This is a genomic window from Agarivorans sp. QJM3NY_25 (assembly GCF_050870875.2).
Taxonomy (GTDB): domain Bacteria; phylum Pseudomonadota; class Gammaproteobacteria; order Enterobacterales; family Celerinatantimonadaceae; genus Agarivorans.
Genome location: NZ_CP194041.2, coordinates 3301602 through 3316537 on the forward strand (window position 1 = coordinate 3301602; position 14936 = coordinate 3316537).

General features: G+C 44.1%; 12 protein-coding genes. 4 read left to right on the forward strand and 8 right to left on the reverse strand.

From position 1 onward, the window contains the following. Positions 1-133: 133 nt before the first annotated feature. The 6 genes from ACRRSW_RS15105 to fucO form a co-directional block, all read right to left on the reverse strand. Positions 134-937 carry a hypothetical protein gene (locus ACRRSW_RS15105; RefSeq protein ID WP_432459751.1) on the reverse strand — a complete coding sequence of 268 codons (804 nt, stop codon included), beginning with the start codon at positions 935-937 and terminating at the stop codon, positions 134-136. Beyond that, positions 930-1514, reverse strand: coding sequence for a sigma-70 family RNA polymerase sigma factor (locus ACRRSW_RS15110; protein ID WP_432452412.1), 585 nt, complete (start codon positions 1512-1514; stop codon positions 930-932). The genes ACRRSW_RS15105 and ACRRSW_RS15110 overlap by 8 nt, the downstream gene beginning before the upstream one ends. Beyond that, positions 1498-3318, reverse strand: a complete 1821-nt coding sequence (locus ACRRSW_RS15115; protein WP_432459752.1) for a vWA domain-containing protein — start codon at positions 3316-3318, stop codon at positions 1498-1500. The genes ACRRSW_RS15110 and ACRRSW_RS15115 overlap by 17 nt, the downstream gene beginning before the upstream one ends. Positions 3319-3425: 107 nt before the next feature. Continuing rightward, a complete protein-coding gene (locus tag ACRRSW_RS15120) occupies positions 3426-3587 on the reverse strand; it encodes a hypothetical protein (protein ID WP_432452410.1) in 162 nt (53 codons plus the stop codon). A 15-nt stretch (positions 3588-3602) separates the two neighbouring features. Continuing rightward, complete coding sequence (locus tag ACRRSW_RS15125) at positions 3603-3779, reverse strand: hypothetical protein (RefSeq protein WP_432459753.1); 177 nt, start codon at positions 3777-3779, stop codon at positions 3603-3605. A gap of 66 nt (positions 3780-3845) precedes the next feature. Beyond that, a complete protein-coding gene (gene fucO / locus ACRRSW_RS15130) occupies positions 3846-4994 on the reverse strand; it encodes a lactaldehyde reductase (RefSeq protein ID WP_432452409.1) in 1149 nt (382 codons plus the stop codon). A 328-nt stretch (positions 4995-5322) separates the two neighbouring features. On the opposite strand from fucO, the gene ACRRSW_RS15135 reads away from it, so the two are divergent. Then, the gene (locus ACRRSW_RS15135) at positions 5323-7806 is read left to right on the forward strand and encodes a cation:proton antiporter domain-containing protein (protein WP_432459754.1); all 2484 of its coding nucleotides are present in this window, start codon (positions 5323-5325) and stop codon (positions 7804-7806) included. Positions 7807-8200: 394 nt separating this feature from the next. Further along, on the forward strand, positions 8201-9004 hold the full coding sequence (locus tag ACRRSW_RS15140) for a substrate-binding periplasmic protein (RefSeq protein WP_432459755.1): 804 nt from the start codon (positions 8201-8203) through the stop codon (positions 9002-9004). A 66-nt stretch (positions 9005-9070) separates the two neighbouring features. Here ACRRSW_RS15140 and ACRRSW_RS15145 read toward each other — a convergent pair whose 3' ends face one another. Next, entirely contained in the window at positions 9071-10117 is a 1047-nt protein-coding gene (locus ACRRSW_RS15145; protein ID WP_432459756.1) for an NAD(P)H-dependent flavin oxidoreductase, read from the reverse strand. Between the two features lie 842 nt (positions 10118-10959). Here ACRRSW_RS15145 and ACRRSW_RS15150 point away from each other — a divergent pair. After that, positions 10960-12876, forward strand: coding sequence for a methyl-accepting chemotaxis protein (locus ACRRSW_RS15150; protein WP_432452405.1), 1917 nt, complete (start codon positions 10960-10962; stop codon positions 12874-12876). Positions 12877-13131: 255 nt separating this feature from the next. Here the strand turns inward: ACRRSW_RS15150 and ACRRSW_RS15155 are convergent, their stop codons facing one another. Next, positions 13132-13905 (reverse strand): PEP-CTERM sorting domain-containing protein, encoded by a 774-nt coding sequence (locus ACRRSW_RS15155; protein WP_432452404.1) that lies wholly within the window; start codon positions 13903-13905, stop codon positions 13132-13134. 495 nt (positions 13906-14400) lie between these two features. Here ACRRSW_RS15155 and ACRRSW_RS15160 point away from each other — a divergent pair, with 495 nt between their 5' ends. Continuing rightward, positions 14401-14886 (forward strand): GNAT family N-acetyltransferase, encoded by a 486-nt coding sequence (locus ACRRSW_RS15160; protein WP_432452403.1) that lies wholly within the window; start codon positions 14401-14403, stop codon positions 14884-14886. Positions 14887-14936: the final 50 nt, after the last annotated feature.

The following is a 14936-nucleotide window of genomic DNA, read 5'->3' on the forward strand; positions in this document are numbered from 1 at the left end:
ATCCGAAGTACCAGTGAGTGTTTCGAATACCAATATGGAATACTCACAATCACCAAAACGTGTCATGAATTGTTCTTAAGGCCTCCAAATTCCTGAGGAAATACAGCAATAGAGAGCTCCTGTTAACGATTCTCTATTGAGCGATATTTTGACAATGATGACGCAGCTTGTCAGGGAAGATATAGACAAATGTAGACTCAAGATTGACACTCTGCGGAACTAACCACCAAGATGGATCGAAGGGGAGTAAATACCAAGCTTGTTGTTGCCAGTGCAACGCTAAATTGGGCTTAATTTTAGTTGCCGCGAGAGTGATAGCTTGCTGCTGCGACAAGCTTAGATCTTGAATCGCAATGCGCGCCAGCTGCTCCGGACGCAAATCAGCTAAAGCATCGCGAATGCAATGACGCTGCTCATCTGACAAGGCGCTTGCCGCTTCAAATACCGAAAGAGAAGGTGTTTTTATCGCAGGCTCCCCCCCCATATCACTGGCGATACTTTGCTTAGCGACTGCTCGCGCTGATTCTTGTAATATTCGAGCTTGGCTTGTCGACTGTTGAGCTTCCGCCCGTTGCAGCTCGTGGTCTCGCCGCTCCACTCCTCCTACAGAAGACGGACTTGCAACGGAACGAAGGGCTTCGTTTTGATAGCTCAATTCGCTGGGTGTTGCCAGACTTGGATCGTGCATCACGCTCTGCCACAACCACCAGCCCAATACGCCAACACAGCCAATCGAAGCGGCGCTGGCCCATAACGGAGCCCCCGCCCAACTTTTGCGACGAACCAAAGGCACTACTTTGGCTTGTTTAGTCTGCTGCTCGGCCAAATTTAAGATCTGCTGATCCAACTCGGGCGAAGGTTGCAGTGGGTCGATGGCTCGCTGAAATGCTTGATCGATTTGCGCGTCACTCGGGGGATTATCAGTATGCTCAGCCATGGTGTTTCTCCCAACATTCACGTAATTGCTGATAAGCAGTGCGTATTCGGCTTTTCACCGCATCGAAGGAGGCATCCAATACCACACTAATTTCGGCAACTGCCAAGCCATTTTGTTTCAACATAAAAACATCCTGCTGCTTTCTCGGCAAGCGCGATACACAGAGCAGAATCACCTGCTTGGCTTGTGCCTGTTGATGACTTAACTCTGGATTTGTGGTCGCCAAAAGCCCCGCTAGGGCCTGTTCATCTTGCTCACCTTGACCACCTTGGCGACGCCAATGATCGGCAATACGGCGACGAGCAATAGTATAAAGGAAGGCTCGAAACTTACCTTCACAGCCCGCATAGACAGAAACCCCTGCCTCACTGGTAACCATCAGGTGGAAACTACTCGCTTGGCTTATCAGCGACTCCCAAATATCCTGAAACACTTCATTAGCAGCTGTTTCAGGCATTTTTTGTCGAACAAAGGCAAATAACGCTTTACGATAACGTTGATACAAGCACTCAAAGGCCGCGAGATCGCCACGCTGTCCATAGTCGAGCATCAGTTGCTCATCACTGGCTAAGCTCATAAGTTTGGGCTTGATTCCTTGCTGGTAAAATACGACCTGGCGGCTGAGAAATGAGGCTTGAGTGGGAATCAAGCAAGGCCGCATTCTGCTGCGCTAAGCTAAACGTTAATCTGACCAATTTAACAAACTCTGCACGATATCCAAAGTTATCCTTACCTTTAGCCTGATTTGCCCAATCAATAATTTGCTGATAGCTAACATCACCAAGGTAGGGAGCGGCAGTTAATTTTTGGCCAAAAGCAGCCACCGCTAACGCAAACCTATCGTCATCTGATATTTTTGAAAGTGCAATAAAGTCAGCTTTGTGGACTCTTTGAAGCCGCTTCGCAGAAACTTTAGAGTGAGCAGTTTTATAACGTAGCCTCAGTTCAGCAATCGCAGGACTAGTTTCTGCCGAGGCTTGCTTCGCTTGCGACGCAGACTGAAATACCAGCGGGTCGATTAAACCTTGATCACCGACTAAGGTGAGTTCATATATGGCGGTCACACTATGGCCGGCACCGATATCGCCAGCATCCTTTTGATCGTTATTAAAATCGGCACGCTCGAGTTGGCGATTCTGATAACCAAGTAAACGATATTCTAAGACCTGCGCTGGATTAAATTCCACTTGAAATTTTACATCATGAGCGACGGTGTACAGGCTACTCCCCAACTGATCCACCAACACCTTCTGCGCTTCATGAAGGGTATCAATATATGCGGAGACGCCGTTGCCAGTATCGGCCAGTTGTTCCATTAAGTAATCGTTATAATTTCCCTGACCAAAACCAAGTGTCGAAAATTGAACCCCCGCCTTACGCCGCTCGCCAATCAAATGTTTGAGCGCATCCACATCACTCACCCCAACATTTAAATCGCCATCCGAGATCAAGTAAACTTGATTGATACCGCCGGAGATAAAGCCTTGCTGTGCTTGCTGGTAGGCTAAAGCAATACCCGCTTCACCATTGGTGGCTCCACCAGCCCTTAAACTATCAATCGCTCTTTCGATCGTCAGTCGGCTACTCGCTTTGGTTGCGGGCAGTGCCACACTGGTGCCACTGGCATAGGTGACAATTGCCACACTATCATCGGCTTTAAGTTGGCTCAGCATCAACGACATCGACTGCTTGGCTAGCGTGAGCTTATCACTGGATTGCATCGAACCCGAGACATCCACTAAAAATACTAAGTTAGCTGCAGGACGTTGCTGTATGTCCGGTTGGTAACTATTAATACCAATCCGCAGTAAATGATTATTGGGGTTCCAAGGTGACGCGGTAAGCAATGTATTCGCAGCAATTGGCTGCGCTTCAGTCAGAGAATGCGGCATCAGATAATCATAGGAAAAGTAGTTAAGCAGCTCTTCAACCCGCACAGCGGCTTTAGGTGGCATTTGCCCCTGATTAATGAAACGTCGAACATTGGCATAACTAGCCGTATCTACATCAGCGCTAAAAGTAGACACCGGCTGCTCACTCACCAAGTGCACAGTTGAGTCTTCAAGCACTTGATAGTTTTCCTGATTGCTTACTTTAGGCAATGATTGTATCTGTGAAACATAACGAAGGTCTGCTTGTGACGAAAGTTTGGCGTGGCGAGTCAATTGCTGAACCGCCGCGGCTTGCTCTAACCTTTGCCGGGGAATAGCAGCGTCTTCGGCTAAAATCAGCGGCTCGGCGGTTGGAGCTACTGGCGCTTTAGACTGCTCTGCTTGCGTATCGCTGTATTGACCACAGGCGACCAAAGCTGATACAGCTAGCACCAAACCCACAGCGCGCGCCACCGGAGAAAAAGTAGAAACAGAAGAAAATTGCATCATCGATTACCTTATTTAAGAAAGTCTCAACTTAGTAATCGTTGCAAGTCCAAAAACGAGGCTAAAAAAATGAAAAATATTAATCAGGGCCAATTTCTCGTGGCATTTGGCTAAGGCAGTTTGCGGTTTAAGAACACAAAAAATTTCACCTCGATAGTAAGTAGAATAAATACTAAGGTTAAACGAATCAGTACATGAAGCAACACGGGCTCGCTCGTTTCACTGCCCTCTATTGCTGCCATAATCAGTGCATAAATAGATGAAAGATCCATGTTAACTCCCAAGTGTTATGATCCATGTTCGGCCATGTAATAATCAGCGTCGGTCAACTCTGCAGCATCAGTGAAGCTGAGATTTAGCGGTTTAAACAACGCTTTGAGATCATTGCTTGATTGACAATCAACATAAATCAACACGACAAAAACCATCAACACAATCAACTTTACCAACACAACAGTTTTCATTTGCTATCAATTATTCATCTAAAAGTTGCCCCCAAAACCAGAGATTTCGAGGGCACTAAGGTCTATTTATAAGGCTTGTTTATAAAGCTGCATCACTTGATCAGGGCTGGGTTGGCGAGGGTTCCCCGGTAAACAAGGGTCCTGCATCGCTTTATCAATCCATTGACCAAAATCAGTCTCGCGGATCCCTAACTCAGCAAAGCCTGACGGAATTTCAACTGTCGCCGACAACTGACGAACCAAAGCGACCGCGAGGGCTGCCGCGTCTTTATCATTGAGATCAAAGGTTCTACCGCCCATTGCCTCGGCAACCGCGCGAAACGGCTCAGGGCAGGTTTCAGCGTTAAATTCACACACTTCCGGCAGCAAAATTGCGTTGCATACACCATGCGGTAGATTATGCGTCGCACCGGGTTGGTGAGCCATCGCATGCACTAAACCAAGACCTGCGCTATTAAACGCCATCCCCGCCAAAAACTGAGCACATGCTAAGTTATCACGTGCCTCAAAGTTTTGGCCCTCTGCAACAGCCACTGGCAACCATTTGCTAATTAAGCGGATCGCCTCTAAGGCTGTCGGCCGGGTTAAAATATGCGCCCCCGGCGTCACGTAGGCTTCAATCGCATGAGTGAGAGCGTCCATACCAGTAGCAGCCGTGGTTGCCGCTGGTAAACCAAGCATCAAGCTGGGATCATTCACCGCAATATCCGGGATTTGTTTGGCATCGATAATCACCATTTTGACTTGGTTTTCTTCATCGGTAATCACCGAATTAGAAGTCATCTCTGCAGCCGTACCTGCGGTGGTATTAATGGCAACAAAATATGCCCCTGAGTGAGTCACCTTGCCGACGCCATTAAAATCACAAATATCACCGTCGTTAGAGGCCATAATACGAATGGCTTTAGCACAATCGACTGGGCTGCCCCCACCCACTGCGATAAAACAATCACACTCGGCTTTTTGATATACAGCAAGACCCCGCCGCACCAGAGATGCAGTAGGATTTGGTAAGACTTCATCGAACATCTCATAAGCAATCGAATAGCTATCTAGGGCACTCAACAAAGTATCTAACAAACCTAATTTAACTAAATTAGTATCCGTGACAATCAAGGCTTTTTTTACAAATTGCTGACTCAGTACCGTCACCGCATCTTCAACGGCCCCGCTACCCGCTAAACTTAACTTTGGAAGATTCAATGCAAATGCCATGGCTATTCCCTCTCATAATTTACAATTAAGTAACACCAATAGTTACGCTAGGCACATTGTATGTAGCGAGCGAGGGGGAGTTTGTGCTCGGTTTTTCAAAACTACCGACTAGCCAATATATTGTTACAAGTCGACAATTTTGTACTATTCAACTCGCATCTCTTCAGGCGGCAAGTCTCGCGTCAATCAAAGCTTTCACGACTTAAAAAATAAGTCCAAAAATCCAACACAGACACGCTTTACAAACTATTCTTTGAGTGGTCGGTCAAGTGACTACCCGCAGCAAACTGTTGTTACTGCAAGTTGATATCGACAAGGAGCGCTAGCCATGGTTAGCAGCGATACAGGTATCTTCTTTATTTTATTCGCAATTGTGGCTCTCTTGCTGGGGGCCCTACTGCGTTCTGTATTAAAGAAAAGTATTCTGCCCTACAGCGTTGCCCTGCTGCTGCTTGGTTTGGCGGCGGGTCTGGTACTGCGTTCTTTCAACTTCAAGCTTGAAGGTTTATCAGAGGCCTTAATTACCGTGACCTCTATCGACCCACATCTGATCCTATTTATGTTTTTACCCACCTTGATCTTTGAGTCCGCCTTCGCCATGGAAACCCATTTGTTTCGACGGATCTTCAGCCAAATTGCACTACTCGCAGTTCCCGGATTAATGCTCGCGATGCTCGCAACCGCTGGGCTGGTCCACGCTGTATTACCTCTGGATTGGAGTTGGGCGCTGTGTTTACTGTTTGGCGCTTTAATCAGCGCCACCGACCCGGTAGCGGTGGTGGCCCTGCTTAAAGAAGTCAGCTCTAGAAAACGCTTGGAAACCCTAATCGAAGGTGAATCACTACTCAACGACGGAACTGCCATTGTACTGTTCTCGCTGTTTCTTGGTTTACTGAGTCATACTGAATCACTTACCTTTTTCGAAGGCGTGAATGAATTTTTTCGAGTGGTACTGGCGGGCTTACTGCTTGGCTTAACCATTGGTTATCTCGCGCTGTTATGGATGGACCGACTATTTAATAATCCAATGGTCGAAATCAGTATCAGCATTGCCAGTGCCTATTTGGTTTACTTTATAGCTGAAAATGTGTTGCATGTTTCCGGTGTGGTGGCTGTAGTCACCATGGCAATCCTATTTGCAGGCCCCGGTCGCACTCGAATATCCGTTCAAAGCGCCGATTTTCTGCACTCATTTTGGCAAATGATGGCTTATATCGCCAATACGCTAATTTTTTTACTGGTCGGATTAATCGTTGCTCTTAAGGTGCGTTTGGATTTACTTGAGTGGTGGTGGATCTTAGCCGCATTATACCTCGGGGTAATGCTCATACGAGCCCTCTCAATCGCCATTTTAATGCCGATATTAGGTCGAATTAGTATTGGACTCTCTTGGCAAAAGGCCTGCGTATTAACTTGGGGGGGACTACGCGGTGCGGTTTCTCTGGCACTGGCACTGACTTTAGTCAACCACCCACAAATCGAGCCACTTGTTGGTCAACAGATCCTATTCATGACCGCAGGAATCGTGGTACTGACAATTGTGATCAACGGCAGCAGCATGGGCTGGCTGCTAAATAAGTTGCAGCTAAGTGGCTTACCCCACTCAAAGCAGGTCACCGTAAATAAGGCCCAACACCTTATCTACCGCGAGCTGAATCAGGAAATCAAAGTATTAAAACAAGACCCTCTCACCATTCGTGCTGACTGGACAAAAATAGCCAAAGGGCTCCAGCTCAGTGAAAACGACCTCGATGACAGCTTAGGCGGCGATGCCGAGTCGGGTGAACTCAGCATTGCTTATCAACGGCGCTTACTGGAAACCGAACGTCAATTTTACTGGAAACTCTATCGCAGCGGCGGTCTTGAAAGACTCGCGGTAAGTAAGCTGGTCGATGGCGTAGATCGCGCCCTCGATGGCGCGCCTTCCATCGGTCCAAGAGAAGTCTTGTTCCACTACTGGAAAACACCACTATTGGTGAAATTACTTGGGCGTATCTCCTGGCTTAGCCGACTCTCGCTTAGTCTGTCTTTCAACCAAATGGCCTTAGGTTATGAAGTGGCTCGCGGGTATATTTTGGCCCAAGATCATATCCTACAGATCGCCACCGAGTTAGCACCCACCCCGCAAATAGCAGACGTATTCACCCAGCAAATTGCCCATAATAAAACCAAAGTCTTAGAGATGATCTGGCAATTACAAGAAAGCTTTCCGGAAGTAGCCTACAGCTTAGAAACCCAAACGGCCAGCCGCCAACTGCATAATAAAGAGCGCTTTTTAATCACTCAGCTGGTCGAAGAAGCACAGCTGGAGCAGGCCGAAGCCCAGAAAATGTTAGATGACGTAGAACGGCGTTTAATGGCACTGCGTAATATGCCCAGATTCACCACTCCCAGTGATTTTTGTAGCATACTCAAACAGGTGACTTGGCTTGCGCAGGCCAAGGAGCGCTCTCTATTAAGCTTAAGTCGTCACGCCTGGCGACGGATCTACCCGCAAGGCGAGTTACTCCAGAGAAGGGGCGAGCAAGCCGATGCAATCGCCATTTTATGTCGTGGAAAAATCCAGCAACACCAGCAAAAAATCGACACTTTAGGCAGCTGTTTAGGACTGGAAGCACTACTGACAGGCCATTTTCAACAGGATATCTACAGCGAAGGTCCCTGTGATCTTATCTGGATAGATTTAAACGTATTAAGAAGCGTATCTAGTGAAGACCCCAAACTGGCGGAACGATTAAGTGTAGAGCTACAACAACAACTATCGCAGCAGCAAGCTGTCACCTCACCTGAGCCTATAAATCCAAACCAGTAAAAAACGCTCACCAGCCAGTAGTGCCCCAAAGCCCGCAGAAATTAAGTGGATTGAGGACAAAGCGCATGACTCATGTTGACCTTAAAGGCTTTCACTTCCTTAAGTTTGCTTACCATTCTTCTCGATAACTTTGTAAACTAACGGTGCTGAAGAGGGGACATATTGCGCCGAGTAAACGACTTGCTTGGAATTCGAGTCATCACAAGCATACTCCCAGATACAACTTAACTCATAATGAGCGCCAGTCTGTTATTATCGACACGCATCATAAAATGGCTATCAATATCGAGGCTTGCTAAGCTAAATACACTCGGTAAATTATTTGATGAGCTTAAAACCAACTGTAATCGCTAGTGATCACATAAAGCCTTGCTCGGATTATTGAAGGTGAAACATGATAAAAACCATCTCATGGATAACTGTAGCAATCACTCTCTTTTCAAGCCAGTTAACGGCCCAAGAGATGCTTGGCTACACCATCCATGCTCCCCCACTAAACTTTGTGCTTACCCCAAAACAAGGAGAGCCAGGCGAGCCTGAAATAACAGGTTTCACCACCGACGTGATTAAGGAAATCTTCCATCGAACCAGAGATATAGTAAACATTGAAATCATCCCCTGGGCACGCGCTTATCGTAACGCGAAAACCATCAACAATAATTTCATTTTTAGTATTGCCCGAACCGCTAAACGTGAAGCGCAATTTAAATGGGTAGGCCCTATCGCACGTAAAAAAGCACGCCTGTTTGCTAAAAGCGATAGTCTAATTTCGATAAATAGTTTAGCCGACGCCAAAAAGGTTGCGAGCATAGGGACCATGCGCGAAGACTCAAAAGAACAATACTTGAAACAACAAGGCTTTACTAATCTGCAAAGCACCACCCATTGGGAACAGGGATTAGGGAAATTATTATTAGGGCGAACCACCTTATTTGCAGCCACCGATCTCGATATCCAAGCCATTTCACGAGAAGCTCAAATCAATCCTCATCTCATGAAAGCAGTGTTTACCATGTATGGTTACAATATTTATATCGGCTTTTCTCAACTCACCTCAGATAGGCTGATTGCTCGCTGGCAAGCGGCCTTAGATGACATGAAAAACGATGGCTCTTTTCAAAAGCTCGTCGACAAATGGGCCGCTTATTACCAAGCACCTAACTGGGAGGTAAAAGATGGCATGTTACAAGTCGAATAAGCACCTCGGCAAACGAGCCCCAAGCATTCATTAGCGGTTACACATCCATTCCAAAAATCAAGGCCCCTAGTCTTGAGCAGCAAGTTGCAACGTTAAGGCTCTGGCAGAAATATTTTTACATCCAGTGGTATTTTGCCCACACCACAGTGGAGAAAAAGCATCAGAATTTAACTTTTCAGCTTCGCCACGGAGTTGGGTCATTTCAATTGAAGCATAAGGAAAGCTTGGTGCCAGCGGATGCATATAACCGAGCTCTTTCATCACTCGATTCACGATGCCACGAGCAGGCCTGCCAGAGAACACATTGGTTAACGCCGTATGCTGTGATTTACGACTCTTTATCGCAGCACGATGTAAGCGAGACGTTTTAGCTTCAGAGCAAAGTAAATAAGTGGTGCCAATCAATACTGCTCCCGCCCCCAGCTGCAAAGCGGCTTGAACACCTTGGCTATCAGCGATGCCACCCGCGGCAATTACTGGCACGCTAACTTTATTTACAATTTGAGGGACCAGCGCAGACATCCCCATTTGGGTCGAAATATCGTCTGACAGGAACATCCCTCGATGTCCCCCCGCTTCCAAGCCTTGAGCAATAATCCCATCAACACCTTTAGATTCCAGCCACAATGCCTCTTTGATAGTGGTCGCTGAAGATACAATCTTGGTTCCCCATCCTTTTATCCGAGCCAGCAATGACTGCTCGGGCAGACCAAAATGAAAACTTATAAATTCCGGCTTAAATGGCTCTATCGCATCAGCAATATCATGATTAAATGGAGTTCTATTAACATAATGAGGCAAACTTTCGCTGTGGATCGCCAATTCTTCAAAATATGGCTTTAACTTTTCTCGCCACAACATATGCTGATATTCAGCATATGCCTGCATCTTATGGCAGAAAAAATTAAGATTATAAGGTTTATCGGTGGCCTGTTTAATGAAACCTATTTCGCTAACGATTTGTTCTATGCTTAACATGCCACAGGGCAAAGAACCTAAACCCCCTGCCTCACTTACCGCGATAGTTAACGCGCTATCTTGAACGCCTGCCATCGGCGACTGAATAATTGGTAATTGAGTCCCCAGTAGTGCTCTCATATTTGCTTTATACATATTCGCTCTCCATAACGTCGCCCCTTTTATCAGCCACTTTATCACCAGCGTCACGCATATTTAAAGCGCTCGCTTTTGAAACCATCACCCCAAATATTCGTCACCTTCAGCGTTTCAAGAGCTCTGTGTATTCAATGGAACAGTTGCCCTTGATGGCAAGACCTTGCGCGACTCTTATAACAGAGACGACAAACAAAGCACTATCCATATGGTGAATATCCACGTCAGCGCCAAACAGTTGGTCTACGGCCAACTAAAAACCGATAATAAAAGCAATAAAATCAACACGATATAGGCGCTGATTCAAACGCTCGACTTGCATGACTCCATCGCGACAATTGCTGCCATCACCTGTCAGACCCAAATTGCCAAGGCAATCACCCGTAAGGTGGCTGATGACTTATTAGCAGTGAGGGGTAAACAGAGCAAGTGAACCGCAGCCCAGCAGACCGCCTTTCCCCCACACCGCGGCGCCCCGCTTGACAAAAGCACTGGTCAAATTGAAACGCTAAAAAGCCGGGATAAAGCCCCATCAGCCATAAACTGAATGCCAGTGAGCTGGGCACTCACCTCCACTTGGAGCAGGTTGAGCAGCTGTGTAATCGTCGAAAACTATCCAGCGGTAAAAGGCGCAAGAAATTCAAGCCACCGATCTAAACCCTTATCAAGACAAGTCGCTTCGTAATATATTCTTGGTGTTCAGATATATTTACATTATAAACAATAATGAATTCATTCACTTTTATAAGATAATTGCTTTGCATTAATTTGACTACTAATCTGGCGGCTTACCAAATAAACAACCTATTGTTTGTTTTTTTAAGAAGTTCAAGAGGTAGCAAATGATATTTACCATAAAGAGAAAACTTTTATTTATACTAAGTATATTCGTTCTAATTATTATCGTATTAGGAACATTAACAACCGTTCAAATCCAACAACAAGCATATCAAACTAAGATCGTACGAGAATTAAACCAAGCAGATACTTCACTTTATCTTGCTCGCCTAGCACAAGCCGACTACATGATTTCAGAAAAATCTAAATTTAAAGAGAATGCTTATATACAAACCGAGAAAACACGGTCAATTCTCAACCAAGTTAAATCGATGATGGAAGTAGTTTCCAGTAAAAAAGAAGTTGAAAATATAACCAACAGCGTTGAAGATTTCATTGACGCATTTAGTCATTTTTCAACATCAAAACAAAATGCAATCAAAGCTCGCGGAGAATTTAGCCAAGCAGCGGCCAGTATCTCTTCGAACATCGATAACACACTGCTCTCCATTGATGATTTTTACTCGAAGAATCAGCATCTTTTTGATGAATTTGGACGATACAAGCGAGCCAAAGAATTAAAAGACAAATTCAACGATCTTAGAGTGAACATTTGGACTTACAATGCAAAATATAATCAAGAATCAGAAGGTAAAATCATCAATGAAATTGAAAACCTAAACACTCAAGCATCAGAAATAAAAAATGTCATGTTATCTGATGATACAAAAAACACTATTTCTCTCTTAGAAAGAAACTTACAAAACTATTTAGCATTATTTAAAAGGATCAAAACGGAAAATAGCAACTTAAACCAAGCCACGGATTCTATGTTAAGTTCAGCCATGATGGCGTCAAAAAAAATGACTCAACTAGTATCGATAGAACTTGGAATCGCTGAACAAAAACGCCAACAAGCAATCACCTTAATTGTCTTGGCGATTGGAATATCTATTGTGGCTGCTATTAGTATGGGATATTGGTTAATTCGTTCAATTATGAGCCCATTAAATCAATCTATATATTTTGCTCAAAGAATATCATCAGGGGATTTAACAAAAGATATCGAAATTGCCGTAAATGATGAGTTTGGTTCATTAAATACAGCCCTAAATGAATCGGCTTTGGCATTACGTAAAATTATTTCACGCTTGTCCGACTTAACAAATATTATTTCGGAATCCAGTACCATCATCAGCGGCTCAGCCAAAAAATCAACCGAATCAGTCCAAATTCAGTTATCTCAAACAGATATGCTCGCCTCCGCTATACATGAAATGGCAATGTCGACAAACGATATCTCTGAGAATGCACAAAATGCTTCAGATCAAAGCCAAACTGCAGAAAACGAGGCCAAAAGTGGTATTGATAAAGTCAAACAAACATTAGGTGCGATCAATCATCTATCTCAGGAAATGACATCATCAACGACCTTAGTAAGCAAGCTAAGTGACGACAGTCATAACATTGCCAGCATACTCAATGTTATCCGCAGTATTGCCGATCAAACCAACTTGTTAGCGCTGAATGCTGCTATTGAAGCCGCCAGAGCAGGAGAGCAAGGAAGAGGTTTTTCCGTCGTAGCCGATGAAGTGCGTAGCTTAGCTCAGAAAACTCAAAATTCTATCGCAGAAATAACAAACATTATTAATACTATTCAAGTCGGTGCAAAAAATGTCGTGCAAGCCATTTCTTCATCATCAGAGAGTACCAAAGAAGTGGTCGGCTTAATGGAGCTATCTGGTTCAGCCTATGATTCGATTGTAAATGCAATTGATGAAGTATCGCAGATGAATACCCAAGTATCTGTTGCAACAGAAGAGCAAACATCCGTCGCTAAAGAAATCAGTATGAATGTAGAACAGATCAAAACACTTTTAGAAGATAATGTGCAGACGCTCACCGAGATCGAAACACAAATAATCAAACAGCATCAGCAATCAGATGATTTGGTCAATTTGGTCTCATTTTTTAAATTATAAACTGTTGGGCCTGATACGATAATGCCCATAAATAGGATCGAGTGTCATTTCGAAAAACATACGGAATGACACCCCACAGTTCAGCAATAATTAGAGGCTACAAAGAGCTACGCCTCCGGCTTTCCGCTTTTACAAACAAGTACTCTATGTTCTTCGTTCCTACAGAGTAAGCATTGATGGAATATTTAGGTCATTAACCACCAATGCTTGTTCGCCCGTTGAGAAGATCTCTAGACATGTATAACGGCAGTGACACTAGAATATATGGGGATTAGTTAGGGTCTTCCGTCGGTTCATCATCAATCCGATGAGTCCAAGTGATAATAGAAATATTGAGCTTGGTTCAGGGACCTGAACATCGTTAGGAATATCTGAAGCTACAATTAGAAGGTTGTCTATCGCTGCATAACCGCCCCCTAACAAATCAATTCTCAATGTAACATTGCCGTTGGTATTACCATCCGTTTCAAGAGGAAGCAAAACGCTACTCCAGTCAAAAGTATCGACGTCAGAAGCCGTTCCTGATGCAACACCACTATCGAGAACCTTCCCTGAACCAGTGCCATTCACACCCGTCGGATTGTCAAACAGAGTGAACTCAAATATAGGAGTACCTATAACACCATGAGGCCCCCAAGAGCTAAGCTCAATGCTTGATATATCAGCCATAAAATTTAGAAAATCGTAATGACCAACATTAAATGACAAACCAATTAAATCGTTTTGCGGGCTATTCTGCATCCCCAAGGCATAATTCCCACCTTGGCGAGACGAGTCTAAATACCCTGTACCATAGGCTTCGTTCCCCGATATATATAGCGTTTCGACCGTCTTTTTTTGAGCGAAAGAAAAACCTGTGGGTTGATCACCATACAAGGCATTAACAGACTGCAGACTCGCATCGCCATTCCCATTAATATAACCCGTCGGATTTTCGAAATCTTGTTCGTATAAAACAACATTTGAAAATGCGCTAACTGAAATGATGCTTAATAATAAAGATAAAATTGATAGCATAATTATTTTCATTTCTACTCCATATAATAGTTTTGATTTTCCATAAGAGCGATTTAAATAGATCGCTCTCCCAAGATCTCTATACACGAACCGCAAAAAAAATCAACAAAAACAAGTGGTTATATATTGATTAATTCAACGCTAACATGCTAGGCTGAAATGAAATAAAACTGAAATATTGATTTAATCATCCCGAAGAATAGAAATATAAAAACCACAACATTCCCACTAGCAATCAAACCAACAAAATGAGAACATTTATATATATTCCTTAACAAAGAATAATGTAAGTTCGTTATTTATAAGGCTGAATGAGGGTCATTCCAATCAAAAAAATAAACGCTGACATTGAAAAAAGTGAAAAAAGTGAAAAAATATCAAAGTAGACAATCAGTTAAAGCAAGAGCATCAGTACATGAACAACTTTGTGCTAATACGACTACTCTTTCCGTGGTAGGAAGCTGAATTTTCTATTTCCTGTTATACAGCAATATTTAGAGTTCGAAGATGTCTATAAAGCCAATAAATGAAGCCACTTGGTCAGAAATTTTAAAGCTTCAAGCCGAAGCTTATGCTCTGGTCGATCCGGAAAGTTTGGAAGTTCTGAAAAGTAAGTGGTTGTGTTCTCCAGAATGTTGCTTCGTGTATGAAAAAGCAGGCAACGTAATTGGATACTTGTTGGCTCATTCATGGAATAAGGATACCCCACCAAAGCTCTTTCAAGCTCTGCCAGTTGGCTCAGAGGGAACAATTCTTTTTTTACATGATTTGGCTATTTCGAGTACTGCTGCAGGTCACGGCCTAGGCAAAAAGATGGTGGGGAATTTGCTAAACATTGCGAAAAATTCCGGTTTTCAGCAGATTCGCTTGGTTGCAGTGCAAGACTCTTCTGAGTTCTGGAAAAAGCAAGGCTTTTCATCTTTAGGAAGCCAAGCGGTAGACCCCAGTTACGGTGTAGGTGCTCAGCTTATGCTTCATGAACTTTCGACATAACAATGCCAAGCACAACCAAAGCTGCTTTGTTGCGACTTCGCTTTCACCAC